16 protein-coding genes and 1 pseudogene are annotated in these 18799 nt (G+C 71.3%); 5 read left to right on the top strand and 12 right to left on the bottom strand.

Going from position 1 to position 18799, the window contains the following annotated elements; genetic code table 11:
- Positions 1 to 18: 18 nt before the first annotated feature.
- The 8 genes from ABIE67_RS42860 to ABIE67_RS42825 form a co-directional block, all read right to left on the bottom strand.
- Entirely contained in the window at positions 19 to 891 is an 873-nt protein-coding gene (locus ABIE67_RS42860) for a metal ABC transporter permease (RefSeq protein WP_370266964.1), read from the bottom strand.
- On the bottom strand, positions 888 to 1730 hold the full coding sequence (locus ABIE67_RS42855; RefSeq protein ID WP_370266963.1) for a metal ABC transporter ATP-binding protein: 843 nt from the start codon (positions 1728 to 1730) through the stop codon (positions 888 to 890). Before ABIE67_RS42855 ends, ABIE67_RS42860 begins: the two co-directional genes overlap by 4 nt.
- Positions 1727 to 2668 (bottom strand): metal ABC transporter solute-binding protein, Zn/Mn family, encoded by a 942-nt coding sequence (locus ABIE67_RS42850; protein ID WP_370266962.1) that lies wholly within the window; start codon positions 2666 to 2668, stop codon positions 1727 to 1729. The genes ABIE67_RS42855 and ABIE67_RS42850 overlap by 4 nt, the downstream gene beginning before the upstream one ends.
- A gap of 148 nt (positions 2669 to 2816) precedes the next feature.
- Positions 2817 to 3563, bottom strand: coding sequence for an SOS response-associated peptidase (locus ABIE67_RS42845; RefSeq protein ID WP_370266961.1), 747 nt, complete (start codon positions 3561 to 3563; stop codon positions 2817 to 2819).
- 45 nt (positions 3564 to 3608) lie between these two features.
- Positions 3609 to 4103, bottom strand: a complete 495-nt coding sequence (locus ABIE67_RS42840; RefSeq protein ID WP_370266960.1) for a hypothetical protein — start codon at positions 4101 to 4103, stop codon at positions 3609 to 3611.
- Entirely contained in the window at positions 4100 to 6556 is a 2457-nt protein-coding gene (locus tag ABIE67_RS42835; protein ID WP_370266959.1) for a molybdopterin oxidoreductase family protein, read from the bottom strand. Before ABIE67_RS42835 ends, ABIE67_RS42840 begins: the two co-directional genes overlap by 4 nt.
- 87 nt (positions 6557 to 6643) lie before the next feature.
- Positions 6644 to 7324 carry a DUF6766 family protein gene (locus ABIE67_RS42830; protein WP_370266958.1) on the bottom strand — a complete coding sequence of 227 codons (681 nt, stop codon included), beginning with the start codon at positions 7322 to 7324 and terminating at the stop codon, positions 6644 to 6646.
- A gap of 87 nt (positions 7325 to 7411) precedes the next feature.
- On the bottom strand, positions 7412 to 7759 hold the full coding sequence (locus tag ABIE67_RS42825) for a hypothetical protein (RefSeq protein ID WP_370266957.1): 348 nt from the start codon (positions 7757 to 7759) through the stop codon (positions 7412 to 7414).
- Between the two features lie 246 nt (positions 7760 to 8005).
- Here ABIE67_RS42825 and ABIE67_RS42820 point away from each other — a divergent pair, with 246 nt between their 5' ends.
- Positions 8006 to 8428, top strand: coding sequence for a CBS domain-containing protein (locus ABIE67_RS42820; protein ID WP_370266956.1), 423 nt, complete (start codon positions 8006 to 8008; stop codon positions 8426 to 8428).
- Between the two features lie 41 nt (positions 8429 to 8469).
- Positions 8470 to 8691: a DUF6480 family protein gene (locus ABIE67_RS42815; RefSeq protein ID WP_370266955.1), complete on the top strand. Its 222-nt coding sequence runs from the start codon at positions 8470 to 8472 to the stop codon at positions 8689 to 8691.
- Positions 8692 to 8696: 5 nt separating this feature from the next.
- Here the strand turns inward: ABIE67_RS42815 and ABIE67_RS42810 are convergent, their stop codons facing one another.
- The 4 genes and pseudogenes from ABIE67_RS42810 to ABIE67_RS42795 all read right to left on the bottom strand — a co-directional run.
- On the bottom strand, positions 8697 to 10961 hold the full coding sequence (locus ABIE67_RS42810; protein WP_370266954.1) for a prolyl oligopeptidase family serine peptidase: 2265 nt from the start codon (positions 10959 to 10961) through the stop codon (positions 8697 to 8699).
- Complete coding sequence (locus tag ABIE67_RS42805) at positions 10934 to 12718, bottom strand: N-acetylglutaminylglutamine amidotransferase (protein WP_370266953.1); 1785 nt, start codon at positions 12716 to 12718, stop codon at positions 10934 to 10936. Before ABIE67_RS42805 ends, ABIE67_RS42810 begins: the two co-directional genes overlap by 28 nt.
- Before the next feature lie 234 nt (positions 12719 to 12952).
- Entirely contained in the window at positions 12953 to 14146 is a 1194-nt protein-coding gene (locus ABIE67_RS42800; RefSeq protein WP_370269483.1) for a glutamate--cysteine ligase, read from the bottom strand.
- Positions 14147 to 14273: 127 nt separating this feature from the next.
- Positions 14274 to 14544, bottom strand: a pseudogene (locus ABIE67_RS42795) (SpoIIE family protein phosphatase); the annotation flags it as partial.
- Between the two features lie 707 nt (positions 14545 to 15251).
- On the opposite strand from ABIE67_RS42795, the gene ABIE67_RS42790 reads away from it, so the two are divergent.
- From ABIE67_RS42790 to ABIE67_RS42780, 3 genes are all read left to right on the top strand, one after another.
- Positions 15252 to 15989: a PAS domain-containing protein gene (locus ABIE67_RS42790; protein WP_370266952.1), complete on the top strand. Its 738-nt coding sequence runs from the start codon at positions 15252 to 15254 to the stop codon at positions 15987 to 15989.
- A gap of 282 nt (positions 15990 to 16271) precedes the next feature.
- A complete protein-coding gene (locus tag ABIE67_RS42785; protein ID WP_370266951.1) occupies positions 16272 to 16892 on the top strand; it encodes a hypothetical protein in 621 nt (206 codons plus the stop codon).
- Positions 16893 to 17035: 143 nt separating this feature from the next.
- Entirely contained in the window at positions 17036 to 18220 is a 1185-nt protein-coding gene (locus ABIE67_RS42780; RefSeq protein WP_370252597.1) for an IS701 family transposase, read from the top strand.
- Positions 18221 to 18799: the final 579 nt, after the last annotated feature.

Raw genomic sequence — 18799 nt, 5'->3', positions numbered from 1 at the left:
CTCATTCATGTCTTCATGTCAGGAGGTGGCTCGCACGGCTCCCCACTTCCGCGTCCGGCGGGTACCGAGCGCCCTGCACACGAGGTAGATCGCGAACGAGATCGTGGTGACGTACGGGCTGATGGGGAGGGATCCGCCGAGGGCCAGCAGGATGCCGCCCTCGATCGAGGCGACCGCGAACACCACGCTCAGAACGGGCAACAGCACCGGTGAGGCCGTGATCCGGGCCGCGGCGGCCGCCGGTGTGACGACGAGCGTGAGGACCAGCAGCGCGCCGACGATCTGGACGGACAGCGCGACCGCGAGGCCCAGCACGATCATGAAGGCGAACGACAGGCCACGCACCGGCACGCCCCGCGCCTCGGCCACCTCCGGGTCGGCACTGGCGAAGGCGAGCGGCCGCCACATCACCGCCAGCGCGACGAGCACCACGGCCGACGTGCCGAGCAGCCAGGACATCTGCGGGGTGTCGACGGCGACGATCTGCCCGGTGAGGATCCCGAACTTGTTCGCCGCCCGACCCTTGTACAGGGCGAGGAACAGCACGCCGAGCCCGAGGCCGAACGGCATGATCGTGCCGATCACCGAGTTGCGGTCCCGGGCGCGGGAGCCGAGCAGCCCGATCGTCCCGGCGGCGATGAGCGAACCGACGATCGAGCCCGCCACGATGTTGACGCCCAGCAGCAGCGCGGCCGAGGCGCCGGCGAACGACAGCTCGCTGATCCCGTGCACCGCGAACGGCAGGTCCCGCATGATCACGAACACGCCCACCAGGCCGCCGACCAGACCGAGCGCCACTCCGGCGATCAGGGAGTTTCGGACCAGGGCGAGCAGTTCGCCGTAGTGGTCGAAGGTGAAGATCTGCTGCCAGATCCCGTCGGCGAGGGTCATGGCCGTACTCCGTGCGGTAGTTCGGGGTGGTGCGGCGACCTGTCCGCCTCGTCGGGTACGGCGACGACCGTGACGCGGTCCCGGACGCGGATGACGTCGACCTGGGTGCCGTACAGCTGCGACAGCGCCTCGGAGGTCAGCACCTCGTCGGGCGTGCCGACCCGGTAGCCGCCGCGGGCGAGGTAGAGCACACGGTCCACCAGTCCCAGCACGGGGTTGATCTCGTGGGTCACGAACACCACGGCCGTACCGTGGGAGCGGCGCCGGGCGTCCACCAGTTCCGTGACGGCCCGCTGGTGGTGCAGGTCGAGGGAGAGCAACGGTTCGTCGCAGAGCAGGATCCGCGGGTCGGTCACCAGCGCCTGCCCGATGCGTACGCGCTGCCGTTCGCCGCCGGAGAGCAGGCCGACGGGGACGTCCGCGTACGCCGTGGCGCCGACCGAGGCGAGGACCTCGTCCACGCGACGGCGTACGGCGGCCGTGCGCGGCCGGGGTCCGAAGCGGTGCCCGTCGATGCCGAAGCGGACCAGGTCGCGGGCGCGCAGCATCGCCTGCGCGGACAGCGTCGCCTGCTGGGGGACGTAGCCGACGTGCCGGCTGCCCTTGCGGGGCGGGCGGCCGAGGACCGTCAACATGCCGTCGGACAACTGCCGTTGACCCAGCAGGGCCCGTACGAAGCTGGTCTTGCCCGCCCCGTTGGGGCCGAGTACGGCCAGGAACTCGCCCGGCCGCACATCGAGGTCGAGGCCTTGCCACAGCACGCGCTCGCCGTAGGACAGGGCCGCTCCGCGCAGACTGATCAGCGCGGTGTCGTCGGCGGCCACGGTGGAGGGCCTCACTTGGCCAGCGCGCTCGCGAGCGCGTCGACGTTGGCGGTCATCCAGCCGAGGTAGTCCTTGCCGTGCGGAAGCGTCTCGGTCACGGGGACCACGGGAATCCCGGCGGCCTTGGCGGCCTGCTCGGCCTTCTCGGTCTGGGGGCCGGAGGTCTGCTCGTTGTAGACCAGCGCCTTGACCTTCTTGTCGGAGAACAGCGCCAGCGTCTCCTGAAGGGTCCGGGCGGAGACGTCGCCGCCTTCCTCGATGGCCTCGCTGAACTCCGCGGGCGTCGCGTTCTCCAGCCCGGCGGCCTGGAGCAGGTACAGCGGCACGGGCTCGGTGATGGCCACGCGCTCGCCGCCGTGGTCGGCCTTGATCCGGGCTTCCTTCTGCTCCAGCGGCTTGAGCTTCTCCTCGAAGCCCTTGGCGTTCTTGGTGAAGGTGGCGGCGTCGGCCGGGTCGGCCTCGGCCAGGGCGGCGGCGATGCGGTCGGCGAGCTTGGCGACCGTGGGGAAGTCGTACCAGACGTGCTCGTTGAGCTCCCCGCCCGCCGGGGCCGTCTTCCCGGAGACCTTGACCGCGTTGATCACCTCGGCGGACGAGTCGCCGCTCTTCAGCATGCGGTCGATGAAGTCGTCGTAACCTCCGCCGTTCTCGATGACGACCTTGGCCTTGGAAAGCGCCAACCGGTTCTGGGTGCTGGCCTCGTAGGAGTGCGGATCCTGGTCGGGGTCGCTGATGACCGAGGTGACCTGCACCTTGCCGCCGCCTATTCGCTCGGCCATGTCGCCGTAGACGTTCGTGGAGGCGACGACCGGGATGACGGTCGCCGCGGCGGGGCTCTGCGCGGCATCGTTGTCATCACTTCCGGAGCCGGACGAACCGCCGCAGCCGGCAAGGCAGATGAGGCAGGCACTGACTATGAGCGGGGCGAGGAGTCGGGTCGAGGGCGCGGGCATGGATTCCTCCGAGGCAGGGGAAGACGGCGAATGTCCGCCGAGCTCCATCCAGCCCGGCTTCGACCCACGCTAGATGAAAACGGATGTCAAATGCGTCTTCAGGCCGTCCGCCGGGGCAACCCTTACCGAGAACTCACCTTCAGCCAGGTCAGGGGGCGGGCACCTCGTCCAGCAGCTGCGGACCGTTGTTGCGGACGCTGTTGACGGCCGGAGAGACCGGGCGCGCGTCCAGGTGACCGTCTGCCGGTGGGGTGAGCAGGGCGCGCAGGTCGTCGGTCGACCGGTGCTCGGGGTCGAGCCAGGCGTCGTAGTGCTCGGGGGTGAGGGCGAGCGGCATGCGGGGATGGATGCGGCCGGCGGCGTCGGTGGCCTCGGTGGTGATGATGGTGCAGGTCAGCAGCCAGGCGGCGGGATCGTCGGCATCCTTGATCTCGGGATCCCGCCAGAACTCGTACAGCCCGGCAAGGGCCAGCACCTGCCCGTCCTCCGGGTGGATGAAGTACGGCTGCTTGCGGACCTTGCCCGACGTGCCGTCCTTGACCTCGTCCCACTCGTAGAAGCCGTCGGCCGGCAGCAGACAGCGGCGTTTGACGAACGCCCGGCGGAAGGCGGGTTTCTCGTGCACGGTCTCCACCCGCGCGTTGATCAGCTTCGCGCCGATCTTCGCGTCCTTCGCCCACGAGGGCACCAGACCCCACCGCAGCGGCCGCAGCCGGCGCCGCGCGGGTTCGTCCTCGTCGGCGCCGCGTGGTGTGCGCTCCAGGACGGCCCAGACCTCGTCGGTCGGCGCCACGTTCCAGCTGGGCGCGAGGGTTTCCTCCGGATGCCACTCGGCTACCTGGAAGAGCTGGGCGAGATCCTCGGGGCTGCGGGTGGAGGCATAACGGCCGCACATAGCGCCACTGTGCCACGGCGTGGTCAATCGGTCCTCACAAGCAGGTCAGGACAGGCTGGTCAGGATCTGTGGCGAGAGGTTCTTGATCATGGTGTTGGTCCAGCGCAGCTGCCGCAGCGTCTGCGGATGGCAGGCGGAGGCCAGGGCGAGGAGCGGGTCGTCCCTGGTGGCCTGTGCGGCCTGGGCGAGCATCTCCCAGTACAGGGAGTTCTCCGTGGCGTCGAGGTGCAGCTCGCGCAGGTCGCGCAGCAGCAGGAGGCCCGGTTCCGGGCGCCGGCCCACCGCCTCGGCCGCCTTCTGCCTGAGCGTCGACAGCAGGCCCGAGGTGTCGTGGTCGGCAGGGCCGGCGAGGTTCACGCCGTGGTCGCGGCCGGTGTCGGCCACCCGTTGGACGTGTTCGCGGGACCAGCGGGCGAGGTCGGTGGCGACATGGTGGACCTCGTGCTCCGTGCGATGACGTTCCGCGACGGCCGTCAGCTCGTCCGCCAGGCGCTGTTCGCCGTGGTGGAGGGCGCGCAGGGTGAGGGTGATGCCGTTCATCCGGCGTCCTCCTTCACGAGGGCGGCGGGGCCGCCGGTCGTGCCCGGCACGGCGTCCGCGCGGGAGGGCGCGGAGGCGGTGGTCGTCGGTGCGGGAGCGGGGTGGCCGTCACCGCGTTCGACGCGGCGGAGGGCGGCCGCGGCGGTCTTGAACAGCGGCTGCTTGGAGACGGGGTCCCAGTCGGTGACGGTGGTCTCGTTCGCGGCGCGCCCGGCCGTCTCGCCGTCCGGCGCGTGCCCGGCCTTGGTGTCCCAGTAGCCGTAGTGGAAGGGGACGAAGAGCAGTCCCGGCCGGATGCCCGTCACCCGCAGCCGCCCGCGCATCGCGCCGCGCGGCGTGCTGACCTCCACCAGGTCGCCCTCCTCCAGTGCGAGCGCGGACGCGTCGGACGCGGAGGCTTCCACCCATACGTCGGGGGCGGCCTCGTTCAGCTGGGGGGTGCGCCCGGTCTTCGTACGGGTGTGGAAGTGGTAGATCGTCCGGCCGGTGGCCAGCTGGAACGGGTACTGGTCGTCGGGCTGTTCGTGCGGCGGCAGATACGCGGCCGCCCTGATCACGGCCTTGCCCTCCGGGTTGAGCGAGCGGTACTCGACGACGTCGTCGGTCGCGCCGGTCTCCAGGTCCTTGCCGTAGGACTCGCAGACGTCGGGGTGTGCCCAGGTGATGCCGTCGGTGTAGAGGCGTTGCGTGCCGTGCGGGGCGTCCTCGTCGCACGGCCACTGGATGCCGGTCCCGCCGCGCAGTCGCGCGTGGGTGAGGCCGGTGTAGTCGCAGGGGCGGCCGGCGCTGCACCGCTTCCACGCCTCGAACGCGGACTCCGGGTCGTGCCAGGTGATCAGCGGGCCGCCGTCCTTGTCCCGGAGCTCCATGCGGGCCGCGTAGTCGAGGAAGATCTCCAGGTCGGGCCTGGCCTCGCCAGGCGGTTCGACGGCCTTGTCGGACAGGTGGACGGTGCGGTCGGCGTTGGTGAAGGTGCCGGTCTTCTCGCCCCATGTCGCCGCGGGCAGTACCACGTCCGCCAGCTGCGCGGTCTCGGTGAGGAACAGGTCCTGCACCACCACGAAGAGGCGCTCCTGGGCCAGGATCGAGCGGATCCGGGACAGCTCGGGCAGCGACACCGCGGGGTTGGTGCCGGTGACCCACAGCATGCGCAGCGAGCCCTGTTCGGCGTAGCGGAACATCTGCATCGCGTGGGTGGGCGGGGCGTAGTGCGGGATGGTCTTCGGGTCGACGTTCCACAGGTCGGCCAGCTCGGCGATGTGCGCGTCGTTCTGCCAGTTGCGGAAGCCCGGCAGATCCCCGTCGGCGCCGCACTCGCGGGTGTTCTGCGCGGTGGGCTGCCCGTTCATCTGGAGCACGCCCGCGCCGGGCCGGCCGAGCATGCCGCGGATCAGGTGGAGGTTGTTGACCTGTACGGCGGCCGCGGTGGCCTGGTGGGACTGGTAGACGCCCTGGAGCACGGTGGACAGGAGCCGGTCGGCCGAGCCGAGGAGTTCGGCGGCCTCGGTGATGCGGGCGGCGGGTACGTCGCAGATCGCCGCCGCCCACTCGGGGGTGCTGTCCCGCACCCGGGAGGCCAGCTCCTCGTAGCCGACGGTGTGGGCCGCGATGTAGTCGTGGTCGACGCGGTCGGTACGGATGATCTCGTGCAGCAGCGCGTTGAGCAGTGCCACGTTCGTGCCGAGGCGGGGCGCCAGGTGCACCGTGGCCTCGCGGGCCACCGGTGTGGGGCGCGGGTCGACGCACAGCAGGCGGGGCGGATCCGCGCCCTCCAGCCGGTCCAGGACGCGCATCCACTGCACGGGCTGTGTCTCGGCGAGGTTGTGGCCGAACAGTGCGATGACGTCGGCGTGGTCGATGTCGTCGTAGGTGCCGGGCTGTCCGTCGCAGCCGAAGGACTCCTTCAGCGCCTCGGCGGCGGTGGACGTGCACAGGCGGGTGTTGCCGTCGAGGTGGTTGGTGCCGATGCCGGCCCGGGCCAGCACGGCGAGCGTGTAGTACTCCTCCAGGTAGAGCTGGCCGGTGGTGTAGAAGCCGATCGCTCCCGGGCCGCGTTCCTCCAGCAGTTCCCGGGAGTGGGCCACGATCCTGTCCATCGCGGTGGCCCAGTCGCACTCCACGAGGCGTCCGTCCCGGCGCACGAGCGGCCTCGTCAGCCGGTCGGGGGAGGCGTTGGCCTGCCAGGCGAAGAGGTCCTTGGGCTCCAGCCGGCCGCGGTTCACACGGTCCTGCGCCCGGCCGCGCACCCCGACCATGCGCCCGTCCAGGACCGCGATGTCCATCGCGTCCCCGTCGGAGTGCAGGATCGACGCGGCCTGCACCCACCGCTGCACGCCGCCCGCGTCGACCCCGTCGGCGAGGCACGTGTCCACCCGCACGGGCCACGCCTCGTCCCGGCCGTACGGGGTACGACTCCCCCACGGCAACGCGATCCTGTCCACCGAGACGTCCATACCCACCTCCCGGAGACCAGCGACGACGCCTGGCGCGCGGTGCATCCCCGGTACCCCTGGCCACGGCTGCCTAACGCCGCCCCGTTGTCAGCCCTCCACGCCCGTCGCGGTGTGGGCGGCGCCGACCGGCTTGGATTCCGGGGAGCCGCGCTGGCGCAGGTAGATCGACAGGACGACCATGGAGGCGACCGCCAGCAGCTCGGACTGCCAGTTCTGGAAGGTGCGGTTCCAGAAGTCGGCCCCGGTGATGTACCGGGCCCAGCTGACGGGGGCCTGGAGGTCGCGCAGTCGCTGTTCGTTGTAGGCGGCGGCGCCGGTGACGGACTGGGCCAGCCAGGACAGCAGGAAGATGCCTCCCATCACCAGGCCCAGCGACCTGGAGTACACCGCCTGGCGCCAGCCGCCGACGCGTGCCCAGCGGGGAGCGTCGGCCGGGGCGTGCTCCCCGGTGAGCTGGTCCTCGTCGGACTCGGGGCCTGCCTTGTCGAGCTCCTTGGACTCCGGCGAGCCGCGCTGGAGCAGCCAGACGGTGACGAAGATGTAGAGGAAGAACTGCAGGTACTCGGACTGCCAGTTCTCCGTCACATCGACGGCGAAGTCCGACGAGGTCAGGTAGGCGCCCAGGCCGATCGGCTGCATTCCGTCGCTGACCAGCGCGTTGTTGAAGTCAGCGTGCCCCGCGATCGCCTGTCCGCACAGGGCCAGCAGAAAGCCGGTCCCGAACGCCAGGCTCAGGCCGTTCTCGCGCAGGAAGCGACGCACGGTCATCGGTGCATCAGCCCCAGCGTCATGAAGTAGGCGAGGCCGCCGAGCACGAGAAGCAGGCACAGGCTGAACATGGTCCGCACCGTGCCCTCACCCGCCCTTGACCGTGCAGTCGTACGGCTGCTCCGGGCGGGGCGTGCACCCGGCGGCGGTCACCTTCCAGCCGGACGGGAAGTGGGCCAGGAACAGCGTGTCGTCGGTGAGGACGACCCGGGCCTGATCGCCGTACACGTCGACCTTGCGGACCGTGTGCCCGGCGGGCAGCCGCTCCTGGACCACCGCCTGAGCGCAGGACGTCCGCTCGGACTTCTCCAGTTCGTCGAGCGTTCTCGGCGCCAGCAGAGCGCACGCCCGTCTGCCGTCGGCCCGTTGCAGGGCGCCCGTGAATCCGGTCGCGGCAGCGGATGCGGCGTCGCCGCGCTCGCCCCGCGGCGGCACCGCAGCCGGTCGTCACGGCGAGCGCGGCCACCAGAAGGCCGCGGCACCCTCTACTGATCGGCATCGCGCATCGCATCCGCTCACGTCGTGACCTCTGTGGCGTGGAGGATCAGCATCGACGACGAGCCGGCGGGCCGCACGGTGAAAGGCGGCCACACGGGTTACGTGGGAGCCGGGTCGTCCACGGGTACTCGGTGGCCGCACGGCGGTGAAAGGCACCGCCCCACTCCACGGAGGGACGTTCCCATGACTCAGCATGTCCGCGACGTCATGACGTCCGACCTTACGACCGTCGAACCGCTGACCTCGGTCCAGACGGTGGCCCGGATGATGCGCGACGAGAACATCGGCGCCGTGCTGGTCACCGAGGGCGAGCAGCTGCGCGGCCTGGTCAGCGACCGTGACCTGGTGATCCGCGCCATGGCCGAGGGCGGCGATCCCGGCAACACGACCGTGGCCGAGGCGTGCAGCGAGGATCTGGTCACGGTGAAGCCCGACGACGACCTGGGGCTCGCGGTGAAGGTGATGCGTGAGCATTCCGTCCGGCGTGTACCGGTCGTCGACCAGGAACGTCACGCGGTGGGCATCGTCTCCATCGGTGACCTGGCCATCGAGCGCGATCCCGAATCGGCTCTCGGCGACATCAGCGCCGCGCGCCCCAACAGGTGAACGGACTTCGCAGCAACCCATCCCGGAGAGGAGGGTGTGCCATGACGAACCCCGATCCCGAGCCGACACGAACTCCACATCTCGACCCCGGGGGCCTCGTGCCACCCGGTGAGACCCCGCCCGCCGAGGAGAGCAGTACGTCCGGCATCTCCTATCCCCAGTCCGATCTGCGCAGGGGCTGGGGGCCGGGGCCGCTCGTCCTGATCATGCTGGTGGTGGTCCTGGTGGCGATCGGGCTGATCGCCATGGCGGTGGCTTTGTAGACGGTTCACGCGTGCAGGTGCCGTTCCAGCCAGTCCGCGGCGGCCCGGCGGAACAGGCGCCGGTTGTCCGAGCGCAGGAAGTCGTGGCCCTCGTCGCGAAGGGTCAGCAGCTCGGCGTCGAGGCCACGTTCACGCGCGGCGCGTACGAACTGCTGGGACTCCCCCGGCGGCACGTTGGTGTCGTGTTCGCCGTGGACGGCGAGGAGCGGGACACGCAGCGCGTCGATGCGGCTCATCGGCGACAGGGCATGCAGAAGCTCACGGTCGCGTTCCGGGTGGCCGTACTTGTGCGCGGCCGATTCCGCGATCCACGGCTCGGTGCCGGCGAAGAAGGTGAGAAAGTCCGACATCCCGCAGACGGCGACAGCGGCGCGGAACAGATCCGGGTGCCAGACGACGGAGGCGAAGGTCAGATAGCCGCCGTACGAGCGGCCCATGACCGCCAGCCGCGTCGGATCGGCCGGGCCGGCCATGACGGCGTGGCCCGCGCAGTCGGCGACGTCGTCGAACGCCGCGAAGCGTCCTGCGCCGAGGTCGGCGTCGACGAAGGAGCGGCCGTGCCCCAGGGAGCCGCGGACGTCGGGCGCGAAGACGTCCAGGCCTCGCCCGACCAGCTCGTGGTAGAGCGGGTGGAACACCGGACGTTCCTGTTCCTCGGGACCGCCGTGCAGATGGATCACGCACGGCGCCGGTTCGTCGGAGGGACGTCCGGGCGCCCTGTAGTACCAGCCGCTCAGGGGCAGCCCGTCCCTCGCTGTGAGCCGCAGGGGGACGGGGCGCACCGGCGGGCGGCCCGGCGGGACGGCATCCCGGTCCTGGGAGGACCACGGGGTGCGCAGCATGGCCACGCCTTCGTGGGCCCACCAGACACCCGGCCGGCGCTGTGACCCGGACAGGGCGAGCAGCAGGCGCCCGGTGCCGGCGGCCGTCACGCGGGTGACGACCTCGTGGGGCAGGGGAACGGGCCGTGCGGGGCCCGTGCTGTCCGGGGCCTGCCGGGCCGGGAAGGTCTCGACGAGTTCCAGCTCGCTCGCCCCCTGGACGTTCCAGGCCAGCGCGGCCGTGCGGCCGTCGTGCGCGAGCGCCAGGAGTTCGAGGTCGCTGCCCTCGCGTTCCGCCACGAGGGACACACCGTGTGACCCGCCGTCGGTGTCCAGAGCGACGGCGAAGAGCGCCGCGTACCCCTGGGCGGCGTTGCTGCGCAGCCACAGGGTCCGTCCGTCCGGGGAGAACCGGCCGATCCACGGGTCGCCGTCGGCGACCGGCATGGCGAAGGTGTTCTCCGAGTCGGCGGTGCGCCGGACGACGGCCTCGCGCCGTCCGCGCGGCCCCCGTCGCAGCAGCGCGAGGCCGCCGTCGCGGCTGAGATCGCACAGCCGCAGGGAGGCGGCGTGCGTCTCCGTGGTGAGCAGAACGGGGGAAGCCAGGCCGTCGGGGTCGATCAGGTAGACCGACAGGCCTCCGTCGGGCCGGACGGCGGGTGCGGCCGGAGGTGCCATGCCGGGTGCGGCCGGAGAGGTGGTGCCGGCCGGTGTGCCGCTCGACTCCCGGCCGTGCGCCGCGTCGTAGGCGGCGGGGCCGAGGAGCGTCGCGCGACCGTCCCGGTCCGCCCAGTCGGCTGCCAGGCGGGTGCCGTCGAAGTGGCCGTCAGCCGGGTCCGGTTCCGTCACGGTGTGCCCTGCGAAGCCCTCGTACCGCGGGGCGGCAGGCGCCGCGAAGGTGACGGCGACGGCGGAGCTGTCGTGCGCCCAGCACCCCAGATAGGCGGAACTGGCCGGGTCGGACCCTGCCAGGAGGCGGCGGCCGGTGCCGTCGGGCCGCACGCACAGCACGCGTGAGTGCTCACCGCCGCCCGGCGCGGTGGTGTACGCGATCCAGCGGCCGTCCGGTGACCAGAGCACCTCCTTGACGGGATCCGGTGAGGAGTCGAGGAGCCGGACCTCGTCGCTGTCGACGGAGCCGGCCCAGAGCTGGGGCACACCGCCCCGGTCGCAGATGAAGGCCGTCTCGGTGCCGTCGGCGTTGGCCGAGGGGTACCAGCAGCCGTGCGCGCGCAGCCGGGTCACGGCGTCGCGCGGGCCGCCCGCCTCGGGCAACGGCACCGGCTCCGGGGCGGCGCGGGCAGCCTCGTGGAGGTCCCCCGTCCGGCTGTCCCGGGGGTGCACGGAGGCCGAGGCGAGGGTCCCGGGACGCATGAACGCGGGCGCCGGGACCTGCGCCCCCCGCATGCCCCCGTCGTCGGTCACTTGATTCCGTGGGTCTGCAGCCATATCTCCAGCAAAGCAATCTGCCACAGGGCGTTCGCCCCGCGCCTGGTCCGGTGCTCGTCGGGTGCCGCGAGAAGCTCGGCCACGTACGACTCCTGGAACAGGCCGCGTCGCTTCGCCTCAGGTGCCTCGAGTGCCGCACGCACGCGTTGCAGGACGGGACCCGCCATGTGCCGGATGGCCGGGACGGGGAAATAGCCCTTGGGGCGGTCGACGACCTCGCGGGGCAGGAGCTTGCGGCCCGCCTCCTTCACTATGCCCTTGCCGCCGTCGGCGAGTTTCAGCTCCGGCGGGCAGGCGGCCGCCAGCTCCACCAGTTCGTGGTCGAGGAAGGGCACCCGGGCCTCCAGGCCCCAGGCCATGGTCATGTTGTCGACCCGCTTGACGGGGTCGTCGACGAGCATGACGTGCGTGTCCAGCCGGAGAGCGGCGTCCAGCGCGGTCTGCGCCCCCGGCGCCGCCATGTGATCGCGGACGAAGCTGTCCGAGACGTCGTCGCGGGGCAGCATCTCCGGCCGCAGGACCCGGGCGAGGTCGGTGTGCGGCCGGTCGAAGTACGTCGCGGCGTACCGCTCCGGTTCGTCCTCGCGGGAGACCTCGGCCAGCTGCGGGTACCAGTGGTAGCCGGCGAAGACCTCGTCGGCACCCTGCCCGCTCTGCACCACCTTGACCTCCTTGGACACCTGCTCGGAAAGCAGGTAGAAGGCGACCACGTCGTGGCTGGTCATCGGCTCGCTCATGGCCCCGATCGCCCCGTCCAGGGCCGTCGACACCCGGTCGGAGGGCACCATCAGCTGCTGGTGGGCGGTGCCGAACTCACGGGCCACCAGGTCCGAGTAGTGGAACTCGTCGCCCTTCTCACCGCCCTCGGTCTCGAACCCGACGCTGAACGTCCTCAGGTCACGCTGTCCCTCGTCGGCCAGGAGCGCGACGATCAGACTGGAGTCGAGGCCACCGGAGAGCAGGACACCGACCTCCACGTCGGACACCATCCTGCGGCGTACGGCCGTGCGCAGTCCGTCCAGCACCGCGTCCCGCCATTCGTCCGCGCCCATGCCGGCGCACTCGGCACGGCGCGTGTAGGACGGCTGCCAGTAGCGGTGGTCCCGGTGCGTGCCGTCCGGTTCGATGACCCGCACGGTGGCGGGCGGGAGCTTGCGCACCCCGTTGAGGACGGTGCGCGGCGCCGGGACGGTGGCGTGCCAGCTCAGATAGTGGTGGAGGGCCACCGGGTCGAGGGAGGTGTCCACGTCTCCGGCGGCGAGGAGGGCGGGCAGGGTCGAGGCGAACCGCAGCCGGCCCGGTGTCCGCGCCAGGTACAGGGGCTTGATCCCGAGCCGGTCCCGGGCGAGGACGACCCGGCCGGTCCGGTGCTCGACGATCGCGAAGGCGAACATGCCGAGGAAGTGCTCGACGCAGGCGGTACCCCACTGCTGGTAGGCCTTGAGCACCACTTCCGTGTCCGACGTCGACGTGAACCGGTGCCCGAGGCCGCGCAGTTCCTCGCGCAGCTCCGGATGGTTGTACACACAGCCGTTGAAGACGCCGGTGACCTCGCCGCGGGCATCGGTCATCGGCTGGGCTCCGCGGTCCGAGAGGTCGATGATCTTCAGTCGCCGGTGTCCCAGCGCGACCGCCCCCTGCGCCCAGGTGCCCTGCCCGTCGGGCCCACGGGTGGCGAGCATGCCACTCATACGTTTGACCGCCGCCAGGTCGGCTCGCCGGCCGTCGAAGCGGATCTCCCCGGTCAGACCGCACATGACGGCCCGCCTCCCTTCCGCGCCCCGGCATCGACACGCTGGGGCGGGAGCGCCGGCAGGCGCCCGTCGGTCGGGATCCGGTCGGTGGTGCGAGACATCACGAAACCCCTTCTGCACGCGGAGAAGAACTTCGTCGTACGGCCGCGCGGCCTGCCGGAGCGGCTCCTGCCGCTGGCGGCACGATGCGCCGGCGACCGCGGACCGATGGGCGGCCCGGAGACGTTCACCGGCACGTCAGCGTCCGATGCCGTCTATCGAACCGCGCCCTGCGGAGGAGCGCGAACCGCCCGCGACGACCGTCGGGGCGAGTTCGCGGTCGAGCCGCCGCCGGACGGGCGTGCGCTGTCCGCGCTCGCCCCGGGTCTCGGCGATCAGCATGTCGACGCAGCCCAGCAGGTCCTCCTCCTGGGCCGCACGGCGGATGCGCCGGGCGGCGCTTCCGTCCGCCAGGGCCGCCTCGGTCAGCTCCCGGACGGTGTGCCAGTCTCCGTGAGCCTCCAGGGCGGGCCGCAGCCGGACGAGCAGGTTCCGCACGACCTGCTGCGCGGGAGCCTCCTGGTGCGTCTCGGGGTCGACCAGTGTGCCTTCGAGCCCGGACCGGGCGGCCCGCCATGTCGCACCCCGCAGCCACTCGTGCCGGCCCGTGCACGCGGAGGCGTCGGGTCGGCTGAGCCGTTCGAGGGCCTCGGTCACCAGGGCGCGGAAGAGTCCGGCGATGAGGACGACGGTCTCCGGGTGCGGGCAGGCGTCGCAGGTGCGCAGTTCCAGCGTGGGCAGATGGGCGGAGGGGCGGACGTCGTAGTAGATCATCCCCTCGTCGCTGATGATCCCGGCCCGTACGAGGTCGTCCACCGCGGCGTCGTACTCGGCGGCGTTCGGGAAGCAGCCGACCGGCCCGGCGGTGGGCCAGCGCTGCCACAGCAAGGTCCGCCAGCTCGCGTATCCCGTGTCGGCGCCCTGCCAGAGCGGTGAGCTGGCGGAGAGGGCCAGCAGGACCGGCAGCGAGGGCGAGACCTCGCACATGGCCCGCACGGCGGTGTCGCGGTCGGGTACGTCCACATGGACCTGTGCGCCGCAGATGAGCTGCTCGTCGGCGATTTTGCGGTACTCCTCGGTCATGTGGCGGTAGCGTTCCTCGGCGGTGGGCGGCATCAGGGCCGCGGGGGCCAGGGGGGCCGTACCGGCGGCCATCACGGCCAGCCCCAGGGAGGAGGCGGCCGTGTCGAGCTGCCTGCGCGTCCTGGTGAGGTCCTCGTACAGGTCGTGCAGGGATGTGTGCACTCCGCTGTTGGACTCCACCGTGCACTGATGCAGCTCGGTCGTGAAGGTCTGTCTGGAAAGCCGTCGCAGGACCGCGTCGGCGCGCGAGACGAGCCTTCCGCTCTCCACCTCCAGGACGTGGAACTCCTCCTCCACTCCGATGCACATGGTCACGGTCGCTCCTCGGGATCCGAGCGCCTGCCCACAGGGTGGGGGTGCCCCGCCCTGGGCGGATGCGGCGGTTTGTGGTGTGCTCTGAGTTCCCCTATTACGCGCGGGTAAGCGCGGCGCCGGTTCACCGGTCGGAGGGGTCGGACGACAGGCCGGTCAGGTCGGCCGCCGCGTGGACGGGCTCCATGCGCGGGCCGATCCATTCGCACAGCAGGACGGTGGCGTCGTCCTGGAGCCGGCCGTCGTGGTATTCGAGGACTGCGTGGATGAGGCGGCGCAACGTTTCGGGGACGGGCAGACCGTCGGCGTGGTGGCGGATGAGGAAGTCCGTGAAGCGTTTCCAGACCGAATTCCCGGTCACCGGGGCGGCGCGCCTCGGTGATGCCGTCGGTGTAAGTTGCGCTGCAGGTCGGCCACGTAGATCAGCACCTCGTGCAGTGAGGCGGCGCGTGCGCATTCGGACGCCTTGGCCGAAGCAGCTCGATCGGCATGAGATGGCTGGCGTACAGCAGACCGGCGAGCATCCGACGTCCGCCCTCGCCGCTCCGCCCCATGGCCGTCCACCTCCGTTCGCCGCGGTGGAAGTCCGTCGTATGGAAGTCCGTCGCGTGGAAGTCCGTCGTTTGGAAGTCCGCCGCGTGGAAGTCGTCGCGGTGGAAGCCACTCATCGGCACGCCACGGGTACCCGCTCCGCGGCGTCTCAGAGGCTGCTCCGACGGTCCGGTCGCAGGGGGCGGGCCGTCAGCGCACCGAATGCCCCCGCCACGATGCAGGCGTATCGTCCGTTCATGGACGCATAGGGCGGCCGGCGCCCACTGGGTGCCCCGGTGAGTTCCCAGTGGACAGGTGGGTTCCCCCGGGCCGCTGCCACCGGCAGGGGGTGAGGGTGTGCCTGACGTCGCCCGCTCCGTGACCGGAACGGGCTTCGGTCCGGAGTTGACGGCTGCCCTGGTGCAGGGCATGCGGGACACCGGCGCCGGTGTGGGCGCCATGTACTTGCTGGATCCGGGCGAGCGGGTGCTGAGGCTGGCGGTGCTGAGCGGGGTCCCCTGGGAGATCGCCGCGCCGTGGAAGCGGGCCGCCCTCGGGGCCTCGACGCCCGGTGGCCGACGCCCTGCGGGGACACAACCTGGTGTGGCTCGCCGGGCAGGAGGAGTTGGCGCGCCGCTATCCGCAGCTGGCCCTCGTGCTGCCGTATCCCTTCGCGTTGGGCGCCGCCCCGATCACCACCGACGGCACTCAGCGGGGCGGGCTCGTACTCCATTGGCCCGGCTCGCGCTCCCCACAGCTGCGCCCGCGGGAACGCGACGCGATCGGCGACGTCTGCCGCCGCCTCGGGTCACTGCTGCGGGATGCCGCCGACAGCGGCCACCCTGTGAAACCCGGCGCCGGCCCGTGTCTGGTGCCCCCGCCGGGGACCAGATCATCCGTGTCGTCCGAGGCGCGGTTCGCGGTGGACTTCGCCGAGCGCCTGCCCGGCGGCTGCTGCGGGCTGGACGGGGACGGCCGGATCACCTTCGCCACCACCACCGCCATGGAGCTCCTGGGCGCGGGCCCGTCCGATCTGCTGGGTGCCCGCCCCTGGGAGGCCTTGCCCTGGCTGAACGAGCCCGTCGCCCAGGACCGCTACCGGGCCGCGGTGCTCAGCCGCGGGCCCACGTCCTTCACGGCTCTGCGTCCGCCCGACCGATGGCTCTCCTTCCGCCTCTACCCGAACGCTTCGGGCATCAGCGTGCGGATCGTCCCCGCCCCGGGGGCCGGAGCCCCCCCCGTCCGTCCGCCGTCCCCCTCCCCGCCCCTCCCTCCGCCACGGGCCGGGCAGCCGTGCTCCACCACCTGATGCACCTGGCGGCGCCCCTGACGCAAGCCGTGGGAGTGCAGGACGTCGTCGACCGGGTCGCCGACCTCGTCCTGCCCGCGACCGGGGCCCAGGCCCTCGCCCTGATGACCGCGGAGGAGGGCCGGCTGCGGATCATCGGCTACCGCGGCGACGGCACACCTATCGCCGTCGTCATCACCCGGGACTGCGTCACCGTCACCGTCACCGTCCAAGCCGGCCAGCGCACGAAGGCTGGCCGAAGATCCGCGTGCACTGCACCGAATTTCCTGCGAGCCTCTGGTCATGCCACACATCGGCCAAGCCGGGGCCGTCAACATCGAGTACAGCCACTTCCCCATCGGAGAGCTGTGGGAACCGGGCTTCGAACGACGGGACGACAGGCCGGACTTTCAGACGAGCGAAGCGGTCGTGGTCGCCCCTGGTCGCATTGTCGTGAGATCACGCGTGCAGGAACACACCGCGCCCGTGGTCCTGGCCCTCAGCGGAAGCAAGGCCAGGCGCCGGGGGCCGGGGGCCGGCTGGGAGCTGCTCGCTTCCGTGGCGTACCACCCTGTCTACACGGGCCGCATGGCTGCGTTCGACACGACGAACGGCCCGGCACGGAGTGCCAGCGAAGCCGTCAGGGTGTTCGGGCAGCAGGTCGCCCCGGGCGAGCCCGCTATTGATCTGGATCCGTCGCACACGTATGACGTGCAGGTGTGGGCGCAAGGCCGCTCCGACTCCCGGGAGCGGTTCGAGGATGCCGCGCCGGGCGCTGATACCGAGGACGCCTCCGACCTGGAGGCGTATCTGATCGTTTTCACTCCCTCCGGCACGCAGAAACCCCCGTCTCAGTCCGCCCCCGAGAGCCGACGAGACCGGCTGGCCCGTAATCACGGAAAGCCGCCCCTCAACGCGCGCTAACACGTCTCGGGAACGAAGAGGGGAGCGGCCGGTGAGGCCGCTCCCCTTATGTCGCTTCCGACGCCCTGAGTGCCCGCAGGCTTCAACTAGTACTGCAACGGTCTTTGCCGTGACTGCTGGCCAGTTCAGTCGTTGGTGTTGTTATGGGTGGGGACCTTGCTGGTGTCAGGTTGTGGGCGGGGGAACTGGGTGCTCTGCATGAGCGGTTCGTGCACCGGTTCAACCGGGAGGAGCCGCGTCAGTCGGCGCTGGCTTACATGCGTGGGCTGGTTGCGCCGCTGGAGCGGAAGAACGGCTGGACGCTGGCGGAGGAGGCCGGGCATACGGGTCCCGATCGCATCCACCGGCTGCTGAACCGGATCGAGTGGGACGCCGACGAGGTCCTGGACGACGTACGCGACTACGTCGTGGAACACCTCGCAGACCGCGAGGCCGTCCTGATCGTCGATGACACCGGCTTTCTGAAGAAGGGCGTCCGTTCGGCCGGGGTGCAAAGGCAGTACTCCGGAACGGCCGGCCGCACCGAGAACTGCCAGATCGGTGTGTTCCTCGCCTACGCCACCGGCCGTGGACGCACTCTGATCGACCGCCGTCTGTATCTGCCCACCTCCTGGACGGATGACCGGGAACGGTGCCGGCGGGCGGGCATCGACGACAGTGTCGCCTTCGAGACGAAGGTGGCCATGGCCAAGGCGATGGTCCGCCGGGCCATCGCCGACCGTATCCCGTTCGGCTGGGTGACGGCGGACGCCGCCTACGGCTTCAGCAAGGGCTGGCGGTTCGAGCTGGAACAGGCGGATGTCTTCCACGTCATGGCCACCACCCGGCACGACACCGTCGTCACCCGCTGGTCCATCGACCACCCCGTCCACGACCTGTTTCCCGGCCTGCCGCGGCAGAAATGGAAACGCCGTTCCTGCGGTGAAGGAGCCCACGGCCGGCGGATCTTCGACTGGGCCCGCGTCGAGGTGCGGCCCTGGCACCGCGAGGACCGCCGGCACTGGGTCCTCGCCCGCCGCAGCGTGAGCAGGCCCGAGGAGATCTCCTACTACATCGCCTACTGTCCCGCCGACACGACGCTGGACGAGCTGATCCGCATCGCGGGCAGCCGATGGGCAGTCGAGGAATGCTTCCAGACCGCGAAGCAGGAGTGCGGCCTGGACGACTACCAGGTCCGCCGCTACCCGGGCTGGCACCGCCACATGACCCTGGCCATGGCCGCCCACGCCTGTCTGACTGTCCTGCGGGCCCGCCAGCTCGACACGGACAAAGCAGAAACGGATCCTCCCAGCTCATCCACCTCAGCCTCGCCGAGATCCGACGCCTGATCACCCGCCTCACCAACCGCCGCCCCACCCCGGCCGACCACATCCTGCACTGGTCAACCTGGCGCCGACGACGCCAGCACCAAGCCCGCATCAGCCACTACAAACGACGCGGACACAGCCCCTGAAAACTGCCCAGCAATCAGAACAAGCACCGTTGCAGTACTAGGGGGTGTTTCGAAAGTCCCGTGCGGTGCCCGCGGTGTCCGGTGCGTGCCCTGGGGGTCCCCCCGGCCGAAGGCTGGGGGTCCCCCCGGCCGAAGGCTGGGGGTCCCCCCGGCCGAAGGCTGGGGGAGTGCCGGACGAAGGCTGGGGGAGTGCCGGACGAAGGCTGGGGGAGTGCCGGACGAAGGCTGGGGGAGTGCCGGACGAAGGCCCTCGTACTGGACGTACTTGGGCCTTTGGCCGGTGCGGCGAGGGTGCGTGCCGGGCGCCGCGGGCGCTGTGCGGGACTTTCGGAACACCCCCTAGGCGGAATTCCGCCGGGTCTGGCGACCGTGCCTTGTCCGGTCGCCGTCCAAGGGCCGGGCGAAGTCGTCCTGCCACGCCCCGCTGCGGGGGCGCTAGGTGTGCGAGGAGATG

It is taken from the genome of Streptomyces sp. V4I8 (assembly GCF_041261225.1).
GTDB lineage: Bacteria > Actinomycetota > Actinomycetes > Streptomycetales > Streptomycetaceae > Streptomyces.
This window is presented reverse-complemented; position numbering and strand designations above follow the sequence as displayed.

Coding starts and splice junctions, on each gene's coding strand:
- ABIE67_RS42845 (WP_370266961.1), bottom strand. CDS start 3,563: ATGTGCGGCCGTTATGCCTCCACCCGCAGCCCCGAGGATCTCGCCCAG.
- ABIE67_RS42780 (WP_370252597.1), top strand. CDS start 17,036: ATGGGTGGGGACCTTGCTGGTGTCAGGTTGTGGGCGGGGGAACTGGGT.
- ABIE67_RS42810 (WP_370266954.1), bottom strand. CDS start 10,961: ATGGCTGCAGACCCACGGAATCAAGTGACCGACGACGGGGGCATGCGG.
- ABIE67_RS42840 (WP_370266960.1), bottom strand. CDS start 4,103: ATGAACGGCATCACCCTCACCCTGCGCGCCCTCCACCACGGCGAACAG.
- ABIE67_RS42830 (WP_370266958.1), bottom strand. CDS start 7,324: ATGACCGTGCGTCGCTTCCTGCGCGAGAACGGCCTGAGCCTGGCGTTC.
- ABIE67_RS42860 (WP_370266964.1), bottom strand. CDS start 891: ATGACCCTCGCCGACGGGATCTGGCAGCAGATCTTCACCTTCGACCAC.
- ABIE67_RS42800 (WP_370269483.1), bottom strand. CDS start 14,146: ATGTGCATCGGAGTGGAGGAGGAGTTCCACGTCCTGGAGGTGGAGAGC.
- ABIE67_RS42785 (WP_370266951.1), top strand. CDS start 16,272: ATGCCACACATCGGCCAAGCCGGGGCCGTCAACATCGAGTACAGCCAC.
- ABIE67_RS42805 (WP_370266953.1), bottom strand. CDS start 12,718: ATGTGCGGTCTGACCGGGGAGATCCGCTTCGACGGCCGGCGAGCCGAC.
- ABIE67_RS42820 (WP_370266956.1), top strand. CDS start 8,006: ATGACTCAGCATGTCCGCGACGTCATGACGTCCGACCTTACGACCGTC.
- ABIE67_RS42815 (WP_370266955.1), top strand. CDS start 8,470: ATGACGAACCCCGATCCCGAGCCGACACGAACTCCACATCTCGACCCC.
- ABIE67_RS42835 (WP_370266959.1), bottom strand. CDS start 6,556: ATGGACGTCTCGGTGGACAGGATCGCGTTGCCGTGGGGGAGTCGTACC.
- ABIE67_RS42850 (WP_370266962.1), bottom strand. CDS start 2,668: ATGCCCGCGCCCTCGACCCGACTCCTCGCCCCGCTCATAGTCAGTGCC.